This window comes from Oceanicoccus sp. KOV_DT_Chl (assembly GCF_900120175.1).
Classification (GTDB): Bacteria; Pseudomonadota; Gammaproteobacteria; order Pseudomonadales; family Dasaniaceae; genus Oceanicoccus.
Genome location: NZ_FQLF01000005.1, coordinates 741,846 through 761,950, shown reverse-complemented (window position 1 = coordinate 761,950; position 20,105 = coordinate 741,846). Strand labels below are relative to the sequence as shown.

The following is a 20,105-nucleotide window of genomic DNA, read 5'->3' as shown; positions in this document are numbered from 1 at the left end:
TGGTTAGTGCCGGGGTTGGTTAACAATAGTAGCACGAATTAAAAAGTTTTCTTTGGGGACTATTCCCTCTCGATATATGGTTTTGTGGTCAATGGAAAAAGAACAAAAGTACGTGCAAGGGATGTTAGGTCGGAAGTTGGTTAGCCCCATAGTGTTGGTGGCGGTGACCATAGTTGCCCTTTATTTCCCTACTTTTGAGAGCTTGCACCGTAAATGGGTGGCTTGGAGTGAATTCTATGCCCATGGATATATTATTGTAGTTGCGATTTTCTATGTTTTATGGGAACAGCGTTGGCGGTTAGGGGGTGTTATCACCGGCCCTAATAGGCTTTGGTTGCTGCCGTTAGCCGGTATGAGTTTTGTGTGGTTGATGGCCTATGTTATCCAGGTGATGGTTGTTCAGCAGTTATTATTACCGGCAATTTATGTTTGTGCTTTGGGTGCAATTTTGGGTTCCAGATTTGTGTGGGTCAGTGCGCCGGTTATGGTTGTTTTTTATACGGTCATTCCATTTTGGGAGATTTTAAATTCAACGCTTCAGGATTTAACAGTCTGGGTTAATAGTCATCTGATAGCGTTAAGTAACATAACGGCGTTACTCGAAGGTAACAGGATAGTGATGCCCTCGGGGGTTATTGAGATTGCTAGCGGGTGCAGCGGTTTGAGTTATTTTGTAGTTTCAATATCGTTGGCTGCAATTTATGGAAATTTAGATTTACGCTCTGCACGTAGTCGCCTGATTCTTTTGGCAGTAGCCATTACTTTAGGATTATTGACAAATTGGGTTCGCGTATTCGCACTAATTCTTATTGGTTATTTTTCCGAGATGCAGAGCTCGCTCGTTACTGATCATTTGATGTTTGGTTGGTATATCTACTTGGCAGTGGTATTAAGCCTTATTGTGCTGACTCATTTTTTGAAAAAAAATGAGCTCAAGCGGCTGGGTGTTGCTGAACAATGGACTGCCGAAAATAAAGATGTGGTCAGCGCGCTGAGTGGCCAAAGGTTGTCGGTCGGCCATATTCTAATGCTTGGCATTACGTTATCAGTTGGACCGTTTTTGGCACTGGTGTTACAGCAGTCTGAAGGTGCCATCTCTGATCATACCGTTGAGGACGTGCGTGGTTGGACTTTGCTGCCTCTCAAGCCTAGGCAATGGTATCCAGTGTTTGTTAGCGCTGATTGGCAGTATCATCAAAATGCAGAAAGTAGAGGGCAGTTTGTCAGCATGCATGGTATTGCGTATGCGAGACAGTCACAGGGGCGGGAGCTAATTAGTACTCGTAACAAGATAGTTGATGGTGATGTGTGGCGTATTGTTGGTGATAGCGAAGTGGTTCCGGTTGGCGGAGATAGTGTAAAGCAGTTGCAGATTTCTAATGGCTCGCAGAAACGCGTAGTCTGGTATTGGTATCGTGTAGGAGGCGTTACGGTGCTAACAGATATCAATGCCAAACTGCAACAAATTCGAGGGGTCTTTGTTGGAAGGAGTGAGGCTGCTTTTGTCGCTTTATCAGTGGCCTGTGATAGAACCTGTGAAGGGGTGGAGGAAAGTTTGAGTAGTGCTTATCCAGAGCTTTCAGTTATTCTGAATCATGCTGTAGATTCCGGGTTTGAATAATTAATCTTGCCGTTGGTAAAGGCGCATGTATCTTGATGTCATAATATGTGCGCTATAGTGTTTATTAAATTTTTCGAAGCTCTGTTCCCGGTACTGTGTAAGCGTTTTCGGGTCTGTAAGTAATTCGACAATATTGTGAGCCAGACTTTCACTGCAGCTTGCTTCTACCAGGCATCCATTTACACCATTTTCAATGGCTTTATAGTTGCCCCCCACGTCGGTGGCTAGGACCGGGCATCCTGCTGCCATTGCCTCTAGAATAACCATTGGTAGACCTTCCCACAGAGAGGGCAGTACATATAGATCAAATAACTGGAGTAGCTCGGGGATGTCTAGTCTGGGGCCAATAAATTTAACGTTTTCGTTTAAGCCTAGCCTCTGGGCTTGAGATTTAAGCGTTTCGGTAAGTTCGCCGCTACCTGCTATGAGTAAGGTGATATTTGGAATTTTACTAATGACGAAAGGCATGGCGTCAAGTAAGTAGCAAATACCTTTTTGTTTGCTGTGCCGGACGGCTAGTCCAATGATTGGGCCTGACTGGTTAATGCCAAGCGCTAATCGTTTCGCGTCTGTGTCTATTGATATGTTGAAGCGTGAAGGATCTATTCCATTTTCGATGGTGACTATTTTTTGCTTCGAAATCTTTTCAAACTTATGGAGGTTTTCAGATGTGTGTTCTGAGCAGCCGACGACACGATAAGCGAATTGGGACATAAACCATTCCGCTATCATATATCGGGTCTTATCCGGGAAGTCTCTGGCGTGGTCAGTGTGAACAATGGTTTTTGTGCCCGCTAAAAGTGCACCTAATGTACCGTCAATAAAGGGTTGTGTGTTGTGCGTGTGAACAACATCTATTTTTAGTTTTCGAAGTAGTTTCGCTACTTTTAAGAAGAGAAAATAGTCAGTAGAGCCTGATGGTGGTGCTATGCAATATACAGGTATCCCCAGTGCTTCAACATCTTCTGTAAAACATCCCTTGGCTCGGAGGCATAGAACAGATACTTCGAATTGATCACGGTCTATAGTGCGGCAAATATTATAAATAACTTGCTGTAAGCCGCCAAAGTCCAAGTCGTGGGTGATTTGGAGTAGGTGTAATTTTTTATGAGTGGTAGGGGTTGTCATAAGTGTCATTTAACTATTTAAAAGTAACGTGAATGAGGTGTGGCTTTTAAGTTGGCAGCTGTGAGCATAGTGGGTTGATTATTTCGGTGGCTAAAATAAATTGGGTGCTGGCTGTTTGGATAATGACTAAATTAATGCTAAGGCGTTAATGTCACGGAGTAACTCCAACAACATATCATTTTAGTCTATAGGAAAATAAGGGCATATTGTAAGTTATGTCGTCATGTAGTCCGATTCGTTTAATTCCAAATTTATCAGCTAGTGGAAGAGTTTCGCTGCCCAGCTTGGTTGAGACAGCCGCCTGATACCCCGCCTTGATAACGAGCTCTCTGATATTCTCATTGTAGCGTCCATTTGGGTAGCAAAAAACCGGAGTGTAGTTTACGTTTCGAATACTTAGTTTTTCTGCTGATAGGTGAATTTCTTGCTCTGCTTCTTCAGTTGATATATTTGTCAGTATTTTATGTCCGCAAGTATGAGAGCCAAAGGCGATGTTGGCTTTTCCCATTTCATCTATTTCTTCCCAGTTAAGCATGTCGCGATCGTTATCGTTATTGAGAGGTATGTTGAGTGAAAGTGCCAGCGTGTTTATGGCTTGCTCGATTTCATGGTTCTCATATTTTTTTAATGCTTCTATTGCAGAATCAATGGTGAGTGATTGCCTGGGTTTGGAAAAGAGATGTTCTTCGAGGCAATATAATGGACCGTCTTTATTTTTAGACGAACGATCAGGGCTGGGTACGTGGTTAGAATTGATGCTGTATAAATAAAACAGTCGAGATAGTTTCTCATGCCAGAAACTTTGGTTCGTGCCAATATATGACTCCGCCAGAAAAATAGTCGCCGGAATGGCCTGCTCGCGCATAATGGGGTAGGCATATTGATAATTATCTCTCCAGCCATCGTCAAATGTTATAACGCAGTATTGTGTTTTGTTGTCGATTTCGTTGCTGTTCATCATCGATAGCAGGTCGGGCATCGAAATTATCTTGTAGTGTTTGCTTAAAAACTCCATCTGTAATTTAAAGGTTGATTGGTATACATACATTCCTGGCTGAATAAATGAGGCGTAATTATCATTATCTTTAAGTACTCGGTGATACATTAGCACTATTACTTTGCCATTATTGGCGCGTTTATAGCTATTGGTAATATAGTAGGCCTGTGAGACGCAGTACCTCAAAAATTTCTTGATTGTCGTTTTATTAAGTGTCATGGCATTATCTTATAAAGATCTTATTTATATCAATTACTTAGCGGCTCATAGTAAGTTTTAAATAGGGCTCGTTCAATGATTTTATGATCTAGATGGGGTTTAGCAAGTATCTGATTTTTAAGGATAAGTGTTAACAGGGGGCGTCGTCATGCTAAAGGTGATGATTTAGCTTGTATAGGTCGGTCGGGCAGGTAATATTTGCAGTGATATACTGGTATTGTGAAGTGGTGTCATAGTTGAGTAGATATTTTGTAGTAGAATTTTAATTGTTGTTGGTTGAGATAGTGTTTGGTCTGAGGGTTCAATATAGGCCTGCCTATTCTATTAAAGGTATATAAGGCTCATGCTGTTCGAGAGCGTGCAGCGGGTGTTTTTGTTCAGAGGTGATATATGAAACTATTACAGATGGTCCCCTTGGTTATTGCTTTGGGCTTCGCTTCAATAACATACGGTGAAGAGATATTCAGCAGTGATTTGGAAAGTGGGACTTTGAACCAGATTTTTGATGACGTAGATACATGGGGATTTGCGACGTTATCGACTGATCAGGCTCATTCAGGTTCAAAGTCTATAAGAATTGCATACAGCGAGGATGAAGCGGGGTCTTTTTTCTACAAAAGGTTTCCCTTTACCAACAGCCTTTTTACTCGCAAGTATGAGCGTTTTGAAGGTCAGTGGGCTGGTAATTGGCCTGCAGGATTAAAAACCTCCAGGTATTTTACTACATCAGATTATACATCTGGTGACCATGCCTATATGTCGGAAAAGCTGATTTGGAGGGAGGGTAGCGACCCGGATAGAAACTATTCTTATAATTATAATAATGCAATTGGTAGTTCTGACCTTATTGGTAAGTATCCTGCAACAACTACGTTTGGCAATGGCCAACCTTATATAACGACCAATCATTGGTATAAGGTTGAAACCTGGATGGTATTGAATTCTGCTGTAGATGTACCTGATGGGGTGTTGCAGATTTGGATAGATGACCAGTTAATTGTCGATAACCAAAATATGATGTGGAAATCAACTGCCAGAGGCAAGCCTAATGGTGAGGGATGGCAGGCGATGTGGTTTGGGGGCAATTTAACAAACTATGGGCAGGACCCAAGTGAGACGGTTTATCGGTATATTGATGATTTATACTTATCCACTACTCTGGATCGAGATGTTTCAACTAAATCAAGGCCGTTAGCGCCAAGTAATGTGCAAACTACAATTCAATAATATAGAAAAATTGTAAACACCCGCACTCTGATACTATAAATGGTATTGCTGTGGGTGTTTTTTGTATTCCCTTCTGATCCTCGCTCAAATTTCGTTCCTGTGATCTTGTTGTTTCCGTCTTAGTATTAAAATCATTTATCAGGTATTTGGTATTATTGCCAGATATCGCCGTAGTTTCGATGGTTTGTTGGAATAATCTCTCATATCAGTTCATACTTTATTGCTTTTTGTTTGTTTGGTAGTTTGAGTGCTTTGTTCTAGGCGCTAAAGTGAATGTGAGGATCTCTTGGCAGTTCAAATCATTTCGTCAATACCGCGTACCTTGTCTGTTTGTAGATCTGTTGTTTTGTGAGGGTGCAGTTAATTGAGGTGGGTGCAGGGGGCATTCGCTGTTGGAGTGAGTTCGTAAGTTACGGCATCAAGGCTAGTAGTTTAATATTTATATAAGGATGCACATATTTTGTCGCTGGTAAAAAAAGCCGTAAGTAATGGTAGTTGGTTTGCCCTCTTTAAAGCACTTAGTCAGGCTGTGTCATGGGCGGTGACTATCGCAGTTGCCAGGATATTATTGCCGGCAGATTATGCGTTGGCGGCTATGGCTACGATGATTACGGGTTACGCCGAAATGCTAAGTGAAATGGGCATAGGTGCATCAATAATACAGCGTGATGAGCCTACTGAGCGAGATTTATCATCAGTATTTTGGTTGTCGCTAGGGGTTGGTGTGGTGTTTGCCGCAGCCTGTTTTCCAGTTGCGTACTTAACGGCTCATATCTTTGATCAGCCTCAAGTTGTTCCTTTAGTACAGGCGATATCAGTTCTGTTTATTTTTACCGGGCTTCAAGTTGTGCCAATGAGTTTGTTGAAGCGCAACCTGGAATATAAAACCGTTGGTATTATCCAGATTCAGACGACAGTGATTGGTTGTATGGCTATGTTGGCCATTGCTTATAATGGTGGTGGTGTATGGACCTTGGTCGGCGGTCGCATTGTGCTTGGGTTTGCGAAATTAATATTAGTGTATCGAGCAACTACCTGGAGGCCAAAAGTATATTTCAATTTTTCTGAAGCAAAGGAATATCTTCGATTTGGCGTGATAGTAGCGATTAGCTCATCTTTCTTCTATATTTTCGAAATGTCAGACCGTTTTTTTGCAGGTAGAGCTTGGGAGCTTGAGGTATTGGGGTATTATTTATTAGCTATGCAGCTAGCACAGATGCCTACTGATAAAATAGCTACAACCATTAATCAAGTTTCCTATGCGTTATTCTCCAGATATCAAGATGATATGGATAAGTTCAGATCTAGCTATTTAACGACAATAAAATATACAGCTCTTTTGGTTTTTCCAATTTTTGTTTTTGGTTTTTTGTTAGGGGAAGAACTGGTTTTTCTGCTTCTTGGTGAGAAGTGGATGCCAATAGTTTTTCTTTTTGAGTTTTTATGTCTCTCCCAGATTATTACTACATTAAACGCAGTGGTGAACTTTGCTCATATGGCTTTAGGTTATCCTAAAAGGGGTGTGTGTTACAGTGCATCTTGTGCTGTGTTTATGTCTATATCATTTTATTTTGCAGTTCAATATGAAACAAATGCTATTCTTATCCCTTGGTTTACAACTTACCTGGCAATCAGTATTGTTTGGTTGACTTACACCAATATCAAGCTTGGTATTGGTGGCGGACAATATCTTGCAACCTTGAGGTCGCCGGTATTGGGTGTCTTAGCTTTGAGTCTTGCGGTCTATATTTTAAAGAGTTTGTCTACTCTATATCAGGTTGATGTAATAATAATGTTGCCGGTTACGGTTGCGATATCATCAGCATGCTATCTGCTGTTTTTGTGGATTTTTGATCGAAATATTTGGACATTTATTCAGGAGTTTAGGGCTTCTTGATGAGAGTTGATTCTGAAAAAATGCTAAAGGATGAGAATTCGGAAATTTCTAATAAATGGTTTTACTTTACTATTTTGTGTTTGTTGGTTGATTATGGGCGTCCCCAAGATTTTTTGCCTATAGGTTTTTTGCGTCCGGGAATGCTGGCAATTATTCCACTTATTATTTTTATCTTTAAAGACAAAGGTCTTGCTTTAAGTAAGAGTCATCAGTTAAGAATGATCTGGTTTATACTTCTTCTCTTGGCTGTTTATATACCGTTCGCATTGAATGGTACATATGCATACCGCACATTTAGCGATATGTTTAAGTTTATGCCGTTAATCATCTCTATTGTTGTATGTGTAAATTCGGTAGAAAGATTAAAAGTCTTTATGCGGTTTTACATCGGTGTGATGACTTATGTAGCGCTTTATGGATTGATGCATAACGGTGTTGGGTCGGGCAACTATTTTGCCGATGAGAATGATATTTCCTTGTATATAAATATGGTCATTCCATTTTGCTATTTTCTTGCTATGGCTGAAACCAATAAGAAAATAAGGCTTTTATATTTTTCAGCTTTAATTATTGGTTTGATGACAGTGGTGATTTCATTTTCCAGGGGTGGATTTGTGGGTCTTGTCGTCATGTTTTCAATTGTGTGGTTTGTGAGTCCCAGAAAGATGCTGTCGCTATTTTTAATCTGTGTGTTGGCAGTAGTGGCATATGTTTATAGTGATGATACATATAAGCAGGAAATGTCAACGGTTACAGATCAATCGGAAGGCACAGCAAATGCCAGACTGATGTCGTGGGCGTCTGCTTGGGATATGTTTTTGGATTATCCGCTAGGGGTTGGTGGAAATAATTTTCAGGTTCATTTTCCAGACTACCAAGGAGATCGTTTTAAGCGCGGGATGTGGGGGCGTGTGGCCCACTCATTGTGGTTTACCCTCATTCCAGAGCTGGGGATCATCGGGATTATTTTGTATTTCAGGCTGCTCAAGTTTAACTTGAAAGATATATTGTCAATTAGGTTTAACAAAGCAGAACCAAATGCGGATGAGAAATATCTGGAGGCAATGTCAATAGCATTTCTGGCATCGCTTGCGGGTTTCTTTGCATCGGCTACCTTTATATCGGTTTTATATTATCCTCATTATTGGTATATGACGGCGATAATCGTGGCTACGGCTCGTATTGGATATAGCTTAAAGGGCGGCAGTTCGGGATCAATGCCGACATGAGCGGTAGTGTGTCGAGCTTAATGGCTGCATTTTTAGCTTGGTCCACTTTGCAAAAAGTTTTCAACAGTTTTAGATGGGCTGATAGATAACATGGTTGATAGAAATCTGAGCGATTTAAAAATTTGTCATGTGGTGTCAGGCGATTTATGGGGTGGCGCTGAAGCTCAGGTTTATGGATTGATTAAAGGTTTGAATGAGCGTGTTGCTGTCTGCGCAATATTGTTCAATTACGGGAAGCTGTATGACCGATTAACTGCTACAGGCATTAGTGTTGTGGTGGTTGATGAAAGTAATTCCGGTTTTTTGGGTTTGTTAATGGGGATGTATAAAGCGCTCAAGCGGATACGACCTGATATTATTCATGTCCATGGATTTAAAGAGAACCTTATTGCGGGGTTGGCGTCCAGGGGCTTGGGTATTAACGTTATTCGTACTCACCACGGGAAGGGTATGTTGGGGGTCAGAAAGAAATACACCTATATTGAAAGGATCAATGCCAGATATTTAAGTGATACGCTTATTGCGGTGTCAAAAGATTTATTAGAATACATTGTAAAGTGTGACGTTATATCAAATGACGCTCATGTCGTCCGCAATGGAATAAAGTGCGATTTAAAAAACCATTTCGATTCGAAACATGCTCGGTCTGACACTAACGAAGTAATTATTGGTACTGTAGGACGTTTGGTTCCAGTGAAAAACCATATTTTTTTAATAAATGCTCTAAGCAAGATGTGTGAAGTCAATGATAAGGTGAAGTTGATCATTGTTGGAGATGGCCCGTTACTTGGTGAGCTAAGTATGCAGGCTGAACGATTAAATATTTCTGAAAAATTAATTTTCACTGGATTTCAGGATGATGTAGATAAGTTTCTAGAGATGATGGATGTATTTGTTCTTTGCTCTCATCATGAAGGTGTGCCGATCTCATTGCTTGAAGCTATGTGTTTTAAAATTCCGGTAGTTTGTACTCGTGTGGGTGGAATTCCTGAAGTGATAGAGGATGGCGTGAATGGTATTCTTGTTGAGCTTGGCAATGTTTCGGCTTTGGCTGGCGCTTGTTTGGAGCTAATTGATAATCCTGTTAAGGCACGCGGTCTTGTTGATGGTGCAGTGGCTACTGTGACGGGTGATATGTCATTTGAGAGCAGTTTAACCCAAACTCTTTCTTTATATAAAAAGTACCAATAGAGCTAAAACGGTCAGTAAAGTTTTCTATGCGTGATTCAATAAAGTCTAGAGATTGTAATAAGTAAAAAAAATTATGTTAAAAAAATACTTGGAAAAAATTTACTATTTACTGCCCGTTTTTTTTCAAAACATTGCGATATCAGTGTATGGGCTTGGTGTTCGTTATACGCAGCATGCTGGCCATTATCACAAGTACTATACCGAGTCTTGCGCTCGTGCAAATTTTTCTGCGGACGAGATGGCTGCTTATGTCGATAAAGAGTTGATTCGCATTATTGCGCTTGCTGAAAATAAGGTTCCGTATTACAGCGGCCTATTTAAAGAGGCGGGAATTACTGCAAGCGATTTTTCGGGTGTTAAAGATTTACATAAAATTCCATTGCTTGAAAAATCGGTAATTAGAAGTAGCCCAGAAAGTTTGGTTAATGATGATTATGAGCTTGAAAAATTGATACAGATAAATACAACAGGCTCCACAGGAACTCCGCTTAAAATATACTGTACTGCTGATGTGCGAAGAAAAAACTATGCAATGTATGATCGTTTTTTAAATCAGGCAGGTATCCGTGTCGGTGATCGAAAGGCGACTTTTGGCGGGCGGATAGTAATCCCTTCTTTTGTGAAAGAGCCGCCTTTTTGGCGTTATAACTTGCCGCAGCGTAATTTATTATGTTCTTCCTATCATCTGGCTGATGACAATATGCCCGCATATATCGATAAGCTTCGTAGCTATAGGCCTGCTTACATAGACTCTTATCCTTCCAGTATTTATAGTCTGGCTGAGTATGCTAAAAAAAATCAAGTGGACCTTGCTGGGATGACTGCTGCAATAACAACATCAGGTGAAACATTGCATGAAAATCAGCGGCAGGTAGTTGAAGAAGTTTTTGATGCTCGGATTTATGACCAGTATGGCGCTGCTGAAATGTGTCTTTTTATTGGTCAGTGTGCGGCTGGCTTGTATCATATACACAGTGATTTTGGTGTCGTTGAGTTAATTGATGCTGATGGTCAGCCTGCGTTGCCTGGCGAAGAGGCTGAGGTGGTATGCACTGGATTTATAAACGATGTAATGCCGCTGATTCGTTACCGCATCGGCGATAGAGCTATAGCCGGTAGTCAGACATGTTCTTGTGGCAGTCCATTTCCGCTGGTTGATGCGATCTTGGGTCGGAATGATGATGTGATTGTCACCCCGGAAGGGCGGCGTGTTGGGCGGCTCAGCCCAGTGCTGAAGGGCTTTCCTGTAAAAGAGGCGCAATATTTACAGTCTAATAGTAGCAAGGTGACGGTAAAATTAGTTGTGGGTGGCGAGTATAACCGAGAGATAGAGCAGGCGTTTATCGCTGAGTTACGTAAAAGGCTTGGTGATATGATCGAAATTGAGTGCGTTCTTGTGGAAGAAATTGAAAGAGGTCGGGGGGGGAAATTCAAATCTATTCTCTCTACGATACAGAAGAATTAGCACGAAATAATATTTTCTGTTCGTTCAGTTCAGCTGGTCTTCGCTCTACCAAAGGTCTATATGAATGAACGATGCATGCTAGTGTGTCATATGGTTGTTGTTAAAGGAGCTTTAGAGTGAATATATTGTATATATGGGATGCCGACTACCCTTGGGATGTCAGGGTGGAAAAAATATGCTCTGCATTAGTTGAGCGTGGCAATACTGTACATATAGCTGCCAGAAATCTAAAAAAGTTGGCGGAATATGATATAGATAATGATCTTCATATCCATAGAATTAAACCTTATACAAATAGCAGAACAAATTATTTTCTTTCCTTCCCGGTTTTTTTTAGCCCTATATGGAAACGGTTTTTAGATAAAATAATAGCAGCTGAAAATATTGATTTAATTATTGTGCGTGACTTGCCGATGGCTATTGCCGGGATATGGGCTGGGAAAAGAAATAATATACCTGTGTTATTTGATATGGCTGAAGATTATGTTTCATTGGTTGGGGCAATGTGGAAAAGTAAGAAGTTTAAAGGCTTTAACTTGATTGTTCGCAATCCCTACTTGGCAAAAATAGTTGAGAGGTATTCTTTTAAGCGCGCTGACCATATTTTTGTTGTTGCAGAAGAGGCTGCAGACGTAGTGCTGAGAGGTGGGGGTGAAAAAGATAAAGTAACGGTAGTTGGTAATACACCATCGCTATCCGTATTCAAACAGCAAGAAAAGATAGTGAATGATACTCTTGATCTGATCGAAAAAAAATATTCTGCCATCTATGTAGGTGGAATTCAGCTAGGCAGGGGTTTGCAGATAGTTATTGAAGCTTTGCCAGAGATCGTCAGAAAAATTCCGGACTTTCTATTCGTTGTTGTTGGTGATGGTTATGCAGTTAAGCAATTAAAGGAGCAGGCGAAGCGACTTGGCGTAGAAAAATATGTGCTTTGGGTTGGTTGGGTGGAGCATCAGTTAATATATAACTACGTTAGCTTATGTAAGGTTGGGTTGATTCCCCATGTTGTAAATGATCATAAGAACACGACGATCCCCAACAAGTTATATGATTATATGGGGTTGGGATTACCTGTGGTTGCAAGTGCTGCTGCTCCATTGAAGCGGATATTGGAGGAAGAGCGTTGCGGCGTGGTATTTAAGAGTGAAAGTCCTGAAGATTTTTGCAGGGCGATAAACGATGTTTATGAACGGGCGGATGAGTATGGGGCGCTAGGTAAGCAAGCCGTAGAAAATAAGCATAATTGGAGTGTTGATGAGGAGCGTCTGGCGGAGGTCGTTAGTCGATATTCTTAGTTGTTTTAGATGAGAGCTCCTGTTCGGTTTAAAAATTCTTTTAGGTCTTTGTAAATGTTACAAGAAAGCCACCCCATTATTCGTCAGCTTATACGCTTTGTTGCGCTTCCTTATTATTATTTTATAGAAGTTAATTGGAAGGAGTGTGACGTATCGCGATGGCAGGTCGTAAAAGATCTGCTGTATATCTTCTTTAGGCTCAACTATTTCCCTGATAACTACAATAAGTGCCGTTTGTGGGAGCTACCTAGGGAGGAGTGGGTTTATTACTATGGTTCTTTGTATAATCCTTGGCAGCGCTGGCGCCTTAGAAAAGAAGTTTTTCCGATTAAATACAGGCTGTTATTTGACGATAAGCATATTTGTCATTTGCTGTGCTTGGCTTGCCAGTTGCCGGTTCCAATGGGGCATGGAATTGTAGAGGCGCGCAATTTTAAACAGCGGATGCTTGAGATTTTGAGTGATCGTCCAGATAAAAAGCTCATACTTAAACCAATAGAGGGGAGAGGGGGCGCAGGAATATTGTTTGTGAGCAAGGCCGATGAGGGCATTGTAGTTCAGGCAGGCAAGGAGTTTTTTCCGCTTGATTCATATGAGTTGACGTCGGTGGCAGTGGTTCAAGAGTTTCTGGAGCAGCATCAGGCGTTGGCTGCTTTTTCCAGTTCAGTAAACACCATTCGAATTGTTACGATGATGACCAGATCTGGCGATGTGATTATTATTGGTGCTAGATTGCGAATCGGTATTGGTGGTGCACTGTTGGATAATACATCTCAGGGTGGGGTCGCGGTCAAGATTAATATGGATGATGGAACTTTAGTCGATGTGGCTCATGATAATAAAGGTCGGTCGTTTTATATTCATCCAACTTCCAATATTGCTTTTGAAGGATTTACAGTTCCATGTTGGCAGCAGGTTGTGGCGCTTGCTGAAGAGGTCCAAAGAAAATTGCCATATAATAAATTGCTTGGTCAGGATATAGCGGTTTCAAAAGATGGGCCGGTCATTATTGAGCTTAACGCTGAGTATGATAATGTTATGTTTGAGCAAGCATGTGGGCCTTTATTAAAAAATAAATTAGTACGCGAAGAATTTTCGGCCTACGGACTGCTGATCAATAAGTATCAAAAAAATTTACAATAATAAATGAGATTGCAGTCTCTAAAAAATTAATTTGATATTTCTTTGTTTTGAATATGGGGCTTTCTTGATCGGGTTACTCTTTTTAATAGTGACTATTTGAATTTTGAAAGTAGTAGGTTTTTGAGTGGTGTCGCTAATGGCTTTTCAATCGTTATGTTAATGACCCATGAAATAAATAACATAATGACGATTGTGGTGAAGATCAATATTTCTTCAGCGATGAAGCTTGAATATTGGTCAATTATTGCTTTGCCGGCGAGGTTGTGTATTAAGTATAGCGGGTATGTGAGAGCGCCAAGAGTCAGAATTATTTTGCGTTGCTTTATCTTTATTCTGTCGGTGGCCATTGCATATATCAATGCATAAGAAAGCCAAATTATTATTACTGCAATTGATTTTGTGGTGGCGTTGGCGACTAATAGAAAGCCATCGGCCTGGTCGAATGCTTTAAAGCTTGAGATTACTAATGAAGATAGCAGGACGATCAAGTTGAAAGGAGTGTTGCCTTCTTTTTGTATTAAAAAGCAAGCTATGCCGGCAATAAAAAATGAGGAGTAGCCAGGTGAAATAAACCACCCCATAAAAAAAGGCTGCCCCGTCAAGCTGTGGAGAACTGTTATTCCAAGCCATAAACTCAGCCATATTTTATACTGGTGAAAAACACCAAAAAGTAATAATAAAAAAATGCATAGGTAAAACTTGAGTTCTTTCTTGAGTGTCCAATAGACGCCGTCTATATCTTCAAATCCCATATATTCATTCAAAAGTGTAAAATTGGCTAATATTTGGGCAATGCTGAAATTGTCTTTTGTGAGTATGGTAAGTGTTAGCACGGTAAATATAACACCGGCCCATAGAGCTGGGTATAATCGTACAAACCTGGAGATTCCAAATTGGATTGGCGTTCTATTTTCAGCAGATAGAGCAATAACATAGCCGCTAATAATGAAGAATAGCGGTACCCCGAGATATCCAAATTGGGTGATTGTAGCCAGTGTTGGGAACGCGGTAGATTCTGGTCGTGAAATATAGTGGTAAAGTACTACAGCTAAAGCGGCAAAAAATCTTATCAAGTCTAATGCGGCAATTCTCATCTTCTTTCCTTGATGGCTGGCATGGTTTTCTACGGTTAATAAAATGCTTGGTTGTTGATGTAAATTTTGGCTTACCTAAATCAAACCACCGTGGCCCAGTTGCCGTTTTGCTCAGCTAAAATTATCAGTTAGTGTTTGTATAATTCTTGGTGTGGCTTTGCCATCACCATATGGGTTAATTGCAGTTGCCATTTTGTTGTAGAGAGTATCATCATTGAGTACGTTTTCTATACCGTTGGTTATGGATTTTGTATTGGTGCCGACTAAAAGGACGGTTCCTGCTTCTACAGCCTCTGGGCGCTCTGTGACATCACGCATCACCAGAACGGGCTTGCCCAGTGATGGCCCCTCCTCCTGGACCCCACCAGAGTCGGTTAAGATTAAGTCAGCGTTGGACATAATCCAGACAAATGGTAAGTATTCTAAAGGTTTGATTAGTATTACATTATCTAGCCCGTTTAATATTTTGTTGACTGGGGTCTGTACGTTTGGGTTTAAATGCACGGGATAAATAAAATCCCAGTCGGGATGGTTATTGGCGAGTTCTTTGATGGCGTTACACAGATCTATAAATCCTTGGCCAAAGTTTTCTCTACGGTGCCCGGTTATCAAGATCAATTTTCTGGATTTATCGGATACTTTATTGATGATATCTGTCCCGAATTGGTGTTCTAGTAAGTCTTCGTCGAGGTGTTTTACTTTGTCGGTGGCAATTTTTAATGCATCAATAACGGTGTTTCCCGTTTTCGTGATGGTTGATTCTGATATATTTTCTGCTAATAAATTGTTGACTGCTGCGGGTGTCGGCGCAAAATTAAAATTACTTAGCCGCCCGACTAGTGAGCGGTTGGCCTCTTCGGGGAACGGCGCCTGCATGTTTCCTGTTCTTAACCCGGCTTCTACGTGGCCTATTTTTACCCCTTCGTAAAAGGCGGCTAAGCTTGCTGCAAAGCATGTAGTGGTATCACCATGTACCAGGACGATATCGGGTTTTGTCTCTTTAATAACATCTGAAACGCCATGCAGAACCCTTGAGGTAATCTCTGCGAGGGATTGACCTGGTTTCATTAAGTTAAGATCAAAATCTGGTTTGATATCAAATATCGAAAGGACTTGGTCCAGCATCTCTCTGTGCTGCGCGGTAACACAGACTAAAGGAAAAAAGTTTGGATCATTTTGCAATCCGAGCACAACGGGAGCCATTTTAATCGCTTCCGGCCTTGTGCCGAAAACGTTAAGTACCTTTATAGTCATTGCTGTTTTATACCTTTGTCGGATTTCTGAGGCGCTGTTAGTCGTAATATCTATGGCATGTTTTTTTACTGGTGAATGTTTACTTCTATACCATAACAATCGACCAGTAATGATTATGCTTTGATTGGAAGTATGCTGTATTTATTTCGGGGCTTCAATATCAACTTTCGGTATGATATCTCGTTGTTTCAATGTGGTTTATTTTGAAAAATTATGCTATTTAGTTTGTGTGTCGGGATTTGTGCTTGGTGCAGTGTAAAATGCCTATATAATAGAAGTATATTAACTGAGTATTTCAACTAATATCAGTTCACAGTGTTAAAAAATAGAGGCTGTATGAAAGAAAAAGTATTACTAGTGCTTGCCGAGATTCCTTACCCAGCGACAAGGAATGGCTATACGCTTCGATATTACCCATTGATTAAAGAATTGGCACAATATATCGATGTGGATTTGATCTGTTTGGCTGATGGCAGTGGTGAAGTTGAGCATGGAGATCTCACGGATTACACCAACAGTATAACTATTTTACGTACCAGTAGGGCTGCTGATTCCTTTCTGGATAAAATTAAAAGCTTATCTTGCATGTTCTCTCCTTGGGGTATTCCTTATCGATGTTATCGTCATGGCGCTGTGAAGCTTGCAGCTCAAATTATTGATGTTTGTGAAAGCCATTATAATGCCGTTTTGTGGGTTGCTCCGGGTTTGACTGAGGCGTTAAAAATATGTCGCCGATCTATCACTGCTGATCGCTGGGTGATGGATATGATTGACTCGCCAACTTTGACTGAGTCACGTACCAGTGGCGCTAAAACTATCAAGGGTAGGCTTAAGCTGGCAAAAATGCGTCGCTGGGAATTGGATATTATTTCTGTATGTGATTTGGTGGTGTATATATCCCCAAGAGATAGGCAGGAAATAGAAGGCTACGTTGTTGATGCCGATAGAAAATTAGCGGTGATACCTAATGGGATATTTATTGATAACTATTCTTCGGAAGCGTTGACATTGCGGACCCCTAGCATTGGTTTTCTTGGAAATATGTCTTACCTACCAAATGTAGAGGCTGTGCATACGTTGTGTCGTGTCCATGCCCAGGCAAAGTTGCGTGTGCCAGGCTTGCATTTATATATTATTGGCCGGGACCCCTTGCCGGAAATAAAAGCTTATGAAGCTGATGACATCTCGGTTACTGGCACCTTGGATAATATATGGCCACATGTTAATGGGGTGGATTTGTTTGTATTGCCAATGGCAATGGGCGCTGGGCAGCAGAACAAAATGTTGGAAGTTATGTATGCTAAAAAGCCTATTATATCTTCGTCCGTTTCTAATGGCGGTGTATGCGCAATTCATGGTGAATCAATATTGATTGCTGACGATGAAAAAAGTTGCGTAGAGCAAATAGTTGACATGTTCGGCGATTTGCAACAGATGAAAAAGATTGCGGATGGTGGTGCTGATTTTGTTAATCAGCGTTATTGCTGGGATAAAGTAGGGCGTGATTTTAATCAGAAACTGGTTGGAACAGTAGCCTAAAAATCAGCATAGATAGTGTAGCTAAGCCGTGAGTGCAGCCTGGTTAGCAGGCTGAGTATAAATAAATAGATTCAGGTTTTTAACGGGAGGTTAGTAGCTTTAAAGCCTGAGAGATGTCTTTTATTAAACGGTTGGACCTGCTATGGCAGGGTAAAGTGAGTAGAGCCTCCGCAAACCTGGCAGCGTGGCGATTATCAGAGGTTAGCGTCACCAAAGAGTTTATCCCTGGGATTCGATCAATACTAGAGCCGTACATAGTACTGGCGCCAAGCCCTTTCGTATTTAATATTTTGTAGAGTTGGTCTTTGTTCTGTCGCTGTTCACATAGAACGGGGTAGCGCAGTAATGGGTCTCGATTTTGCTGAGCGATGGGGTGTATTAAGCATTGCATTGCTAGTGTTTCGTCTAAATTTTTTTCAATGGTGCGCGCTCTTCGCAGGTAGCAATGAATGTTGGCTTGTAGCCAGTGCTTTCTGACAGAATCGATAGCCGTTATTTGTTTTAAGGGCTTATAAATAGTTTGGCCAATGTTGAGCAATGGATTTCTATTGGCTAGCCAATAAAATTTGGGGTGGATGAGTAAATTATAAGCTCTTATTTTTAATGTTAACAGGCGATCATCGCTTGAGGCATGAATATAGGGGCTTAGCTGGAGTCGATTAGTAAACGTGGAATTAATAAGGCAGAGTCCGCCTCCCAGCAAGCTGACCGGTTTACCTCGCCCAAATGAGGTAATAATAAAGTCGCCTTGCAATTCAGTAGGGCGGGTTAATGGGGTATAGGATTGTGCATTGTCTTCAATTAGGTGGCAGTGTGCGGGGAGTAGGTTTTTTATCTCCTTTAGTCGTTCAGGTATGCCTAGAAAGTTTACCGCGATCACTGCAATCGTATTGCCCGAGAGGTTCTGCTTAAGTTCAGATAAACATAAGGTAGGTTGATTGGGCGTAATATCGACAACCACAGGCTTTATTTTTGCAAATACAGCTGCACTGACTAAATCGGGGCAGCAGTAGGCTGGGATAATGACTTCAGGGTGTTTGACGTCGGGATGTAGCTGTTTCGCAGCGAGTAAGGCTAAGGCCAGTGCGGAGGTGCCGGAGTCTACATAGTGCGCATTGAAGCCGTCAAATTCAGGCGCAGGTTCCACAAGCTTGGGTATAAGAATAGCTTCCCCTACAGGAGGGAGATCCCCGTGTATTATCGGGTCGAGGGTTGCCATACGCTCATCCGTTTGCCACTTAAAAACTGGCAGCTAGCATCAAAAATAGCAAGGTTCACTTGTACGAAGAAGTAGATTAATTTGCTGATCGGGAACTGCCTTATTTTTTGAGAGTAGTGTGCAGATAGAGCGGTTCCATAGAATATTATTTGTAGTAGGCATACGAAGTTATAAATACTGGCCTCGCCCCACAACATTAAATTAGTCACTAAGAGTAATATTAAAAACCAGGGCTCTAGCCAGCGCATTAATTTGTGGCTAATGACCTGAAAAGCAAAGACGCCATGCTTTAGCGGATTTATGGCTTGTGGATTGCTGTTAAGTGCAGTTAGGCCGCGGATGACAGTGCGCGTTTTTCTGGCGTATTCTTTGCTGGGTCGCTCAGGTCTTGATAGTAGCCTAATACATCTGGTGCGCTAATCGAAGCATAGCCATTGGCGGCTGTGTTTAAGGCCGTGTTAAAGTCGCTTGGCGAATGAATATCCCAAGTTTCGCAAATGATTTTCCTGGCAGCAAAGAATGAGCCGCTTAAGCCAACTAATCCTGCGAGTTTAGACTCCAGTTGACGCAACCACATTTCATATTTGACATAAGCGCCCTCTCCAGCGACTTCGCCATTTTGGTTCAGCACACGGTCTTCACTGGAGACGGAGCCAATAGTTGGATCAGTAAAGTATTTACCCAATATGCTAAGGGCATCTTCAGGAATTTGAGTCGCTGTATCAGAAAAGACAATCACGTCACCACTGGCTTGCTGGATGGCACAGAGTTGCGCGTGCTCTTTTCCGAGTCGTTCAGTAGCTCTGACAAGTTTTATACCTTTATTGGAATACTCGTTGACGATGTCATCGGTACCGTCATCTGAGCAGTCTGAGGCTACAATAATTTCAAGTTGGGCTTCCGGGTAGGTAAGTTCGAGTGAATTATCCAGCTTCTCTCTGATGCGGCTCGCTTCATTGTGGGCTGTAATAATCAGTGTGAGATTTGGAAAAGGGCTTGCAGGTTGCTCCTTGATTGTTAACGTCGGTTTCATTTTTATCAGGAGAATGAGAATAACGGGATAGATAAAGTAGCTGTAAGCCGATAGTAGTAGTAGTGTCCAAAAAATAATCTCTAGCATTTTGATTCTGCTTCTTATTTGTTTCGATGAAAGCGATAAAAGGAAGGAGGCTATTTCAGCCGTTAACGTAATCTCAAATGTCCTATTGTAGAAGTGAGATGTCTTTTTGTCTTGTGAGAATTAAAAAAGTGGGATTTTGCACATTCGACTGCTGCTGGAAAAACAAAGGTGTCAGCAAATTGGTTTTTTAAAAGATGATTATAATAACCAGTTAATCGCAATGGGGTTGAAATATGTACAGAAAACCCTCTAAAACAGCGCTTTGACGTATTTATCTGCTGAATTTTAGGCGCTGGGGCAAATGTTACACTCCAGCTTCTCCCTGTTTTTGTAATCGGCGAATAACATAGACAGCGGTAAATGGAGTATTATTTACGTTGCTAAGGGCCATATTTTTTTCTATATATAAAGGGATGTGTGTCTTTTGTCGCGATTGGGCTTGCATAGATATGCGCCTACATTAT

Annotated in this window: 15 protein-coding genes; 9 read left to right on the top strand and 6 right to left on the bottom strand. The window is 41.2% G+C overall.

All coding sequences use genetic code 11. The features are described from left to right. Window positions 1-91 precede the first annotated feature (91 nt). The gene (locus UNITIG_RS20790; RefSeq protein WP_159931249.1) at window positions 92-1,621 is read left to right on the top strand and encodes an exosortase C-terminal domain/associated protein EpsI; all 1,530 of its coding nucleotides are present in this window, start codon (window positions 92-94) and stop codon (window positions 1,619-1,621) included. Here UNITIG_RS20790 and UNITIG_RS20785 read toward each other — a convergent pair whose 3' ends face one another. After that, on the bottom strand, window positions 1,622-2,749 hold the full coding sequence (locus UNITIG_RS20785) for a glycosyltransferase (RefSeq protein WP_159931248.1): 1,128 nt from the start codon (window positions 2,747-2,749) through the stop codon (window positions 1,622-1,624). A gap of 175 nt (window positions 2,750-2,924) precedes the next feature. Continuing rightward, on the bottom strand, window positions 2,925-3,965 hold the full coding sequence (locus UNITIG_RS20780; RefSeq protein WP_101760247.1) for a polysaccharide deacetylase family protein: 1,041 nt from the start codon (window positions 3,963-3,965) through the stop codon (window positions 2,925-2,927). 390 nt (window positions 3,966-4,355) lie between these two features. Between UNITIG_RS20780 and UNITIG_RS20775 the strand changes: the two genes are divergently transcribed. From UNITIG_RS20775 to UNITIG_RS20745, 7 genes are all read left to right on the top strand, one after another. Next, window positions 4,356-5,192: a polysaccharide lyase gene (locus tag UNITIG_RS20775; RefSeq protein WP_101760246.1), complete on the top strand. Its 837-nt coding sequence runs from the start codon at window positions 4,356-4,358 to the stop codon at window positions 5,190-5,192. A gap of 460 nt (window positions 5,193-5,652) precedes the next feature. Then, entirely contained in the window at window positions 5,653-7,089 is a 1,437-nt protein-coding gene (locus tag UNITIG_RS20770) for a lipopolysaccharide biosynthesis protein (protein ID WP_159931247.1), read from the top strand. Further along, window positions 7,089-8,318 carry an O-antigen ligase gene (locus UNITIG_RS20765; protein ID WP_101760244.1) on the top strand — a complete coding sequence of 410 codons (1,230 nt, stop codon included), beginning with the start codon at window positions 7,089-7,091 and terminating at the stop codon, window positions 8,316-8,318. Before UNITIG_RS20770 ends, UNITIG_RS20765 begins: the two co-directional genes overlap by 1 nt. Window positions 8,319-8,408: 90 nt before the next feature. Beyond that, the gene (locus UNITIG_RS20760) at window positions 8,409-9,509 is read left to right on the top strand and encodes a glycosyltransferase (RefSeq protein ID WP_101760243.1); all 1,101 of its coding nucleotides are present in this window, start codon (window positions 8,409-8,411) and stop codon (window positions 9,507-9,509) included. Between the two features lie 73 nt (window positions 9,510-9,582). Beyond that, window positions 9,583-10,974 (top strand): phenylacetate--CoA ligase family protein, encoded by a 1,392-nt coding sequence (locus tag UNITIG_RS20755; protein WP_101760242.1) that lies wholly within the window; start codon window positions 9,583-9,585, stop codon window positions 10,972-10,974. A 116-nt stretch (window positions 10,975-11,090) separates the two neighbouring features. After that, window positions 11,091-12,272, top strand: a complete 1,182-nt coding sequence (locus tag UNITIG_RS20750; protein WP_101760241.1) for a glycosyltransferase family 4 protein — start codon at window positions 11,091-11,093, stop codon at window positions 12,270-12,272. Between the two features lie 54 nt (window positions 12,273-12,326). After that, window positions 12,327-13,415 carry a sugar-transfer associated ATP-grasp domain-containing protein gene (locus UNITIG_RS20745; protein WP_101760240.1) on the top strand — a complete coding sequence of 363 codons (1,089 nt, stop codon included), beginning with the start codon at window positions 12,327-12,329 and terminating at the stop codon, window positions 13,413-13,415. Between the two features lie 92 nt (window positions 13,416-13,507). Here UNITIG_RS20745 and UNITIG_RS20740 read toward each other — a convergent pair whose 3' ends face one another. Both UNITIG_RS20740 and wecB read right to left on the bottom strand, forming a co-directional pair. Next, complete coding sequence (locus UNITIG_RS20740; RefSeq protein WP_101760239.1) at window positions 13,508-14,509, bottom strand: acyltransferase; 1,002 nt, start codon at window positions 14,507-14,509, stop codon at window positions 13,508-13,510. A 111-nt stretch (window positions 14,510-14,620) separates the two neighbouring features. Beyond that, the gene (gene wecB, locus UNITIG_RS20735) at window positions 14,621-15,763 is read right to left on the bottom strand and encodes a non-hydrolyzing UDP-N-acetylglucosamine 2-epimerase (RefSeq protein ID WP_101760238.1); all 1,143 of its coding nucleotides are present in this window, start codon (window positions 15,761-15,763) and stop codon (window positions 14,621-14,623) included. A gap of 336 nt (window positions 15,764-16,099) precedes the next feature. Between wecB and UNITIG_RS20730 the strand changes: the two genes are divergently transcribed. After that, window positions 16,100-17,302: a glycosyltransferase family 4 protein gene (locus UNITIG_RS20730; protein ID WP_101760237.1), complete on the top strand. Its 1,203-nt coding sequence runs from the start codon at window positions 16,100-16,102 to the stop codon at window positions 17,300-17,302. Window positions 17,303-17,381: 79 nt separating this feature from the next. Here UNITIG_RS20730 and UNITIG_RS20725 read toward each other — a convergent pair whose 3' ends face one another. Beyond that, on the bottom strand, window positions 17,382-18,521 hold the full coding sequence (locus UNITIG_RS20725; RefSeq protein ID WP_101760236.1) for a DegT/DnrJ/EryC1/StrS family aminotransferase: 1,140 nt from the start codon (window positions 18,519-18,521) through the stop codon (window positions 17,382-17,384). Between the two features lie 328 nt (window positions 18,522-18,849). Continuing rightward, the gene (locus tag UNITIG_RS20720) at window positions 18,850-19,641 is read right to left on the bottom strand and encodes a glycosyltransferase (protein WP_235015543.1); all 792 of its coding nucleotides are present in this window, start codon (window positions 19,639-19,641) and stop codon (window positions 18,850-18,852) included. Between the last annotated feature and the right edge of the window lie 464 nt (window positions 19,642-20,105).

Excerpts from the sequence above, each read along its gene's own strand:
- UNITIG_RS20775 (WP_101760246.1), top strand. The coding sequence starts at position 4,356 with ATGAAACTATTACAGATGGTCCCCTTGGTTATTGCTTTGGGCTTCGCT.
- UNITIG_RS20740 (WP_101760239.1), bottom strand. The coding sequence starts at position 14,509 with ATGAGAATTGCCGCATTAGACTTGATAAGATTTTTTGCCGCTTTAGCT.
- UNITIG_RS20780 (WP_101760247.1), bottom strand. The coding sequence starts at position 3,965 with ATGACACTTAATAAAACGACAATCAAGAAATTTTTGAGGTACTGCGTC.
- UNITIG_RS20725 (WP_101760236.1), bottom strand. The coding sequence starts at position 18,521 with ATGGCAACCCTCGACCCGATAATACACGGGGATCTCCCTCCTGTAGGG.
- UNITIG_RS20760 (WP_101760243.1), top strand. The coding sequence starts at position 8,409 with ATGGTTGATAGAAATCTGAGCGATTTAAAAATTTGTCATGTGGTGTCA.
- UNITIG_RS20785 (WP_159931248.1), bottom strand. The coding sequence starts at position 2,749 with ATGACAACCCCTACCACTCATAAAAAATTACACCTACTCCAAATCACC.
- UNITIG_RS20755 (WP_101760242.1), top strand. The coding sequence starts at position 9,583 with ATGTTAAAAAAATACTTGGAAAAAATTTACTATTTACTGCCCGTTTTT.
- UNITIG_RS20720 (WP_235015543.1), bottom strand. The coding sequence starts at position 19,641 with ATGCTAGAGATTATTTTTTGGACACTACTACTACTATCGGCTTACAGC.
- UNITIG_RS20730 (WP_101760237.1), top strand. The coding sequence starts at position 16,100 with ATGAAAGAAAAAGTATTACTAGTGCTTGCCGAGATTCCTTACCCAGCG.
- UNITIG_RS20745 (WP_101760240.1), top strand. The coding sequence starts at position 12,327 with ATGTTACAAGAAAGCCACCCCATTATTCGTCAGCTTATACGCTTTGTT.
- wecB (WP_101760238.1), bottom strand. The coding sequence starts at position 15,763 with ATGACTATAAAGGTACTTAACGTTTTCGGCACAAGGCCGGAAGCGATT.
- UNITIG_RS20790 (WP_159931249.1), top strand. The coding sequence starts at position 92 with ATGGAAAAAGAACAAAAGTACGTGCAAGGGATGTTAGGTCGGAAGTTG.
- UNITIG_RS20765 (WP_101760244.1), top strand. The coding sequence starts at position 7,089 with ATGAGAGTTGATTCTGAAAAAATGCTAAAGGATGAGAATTCGGAAATT.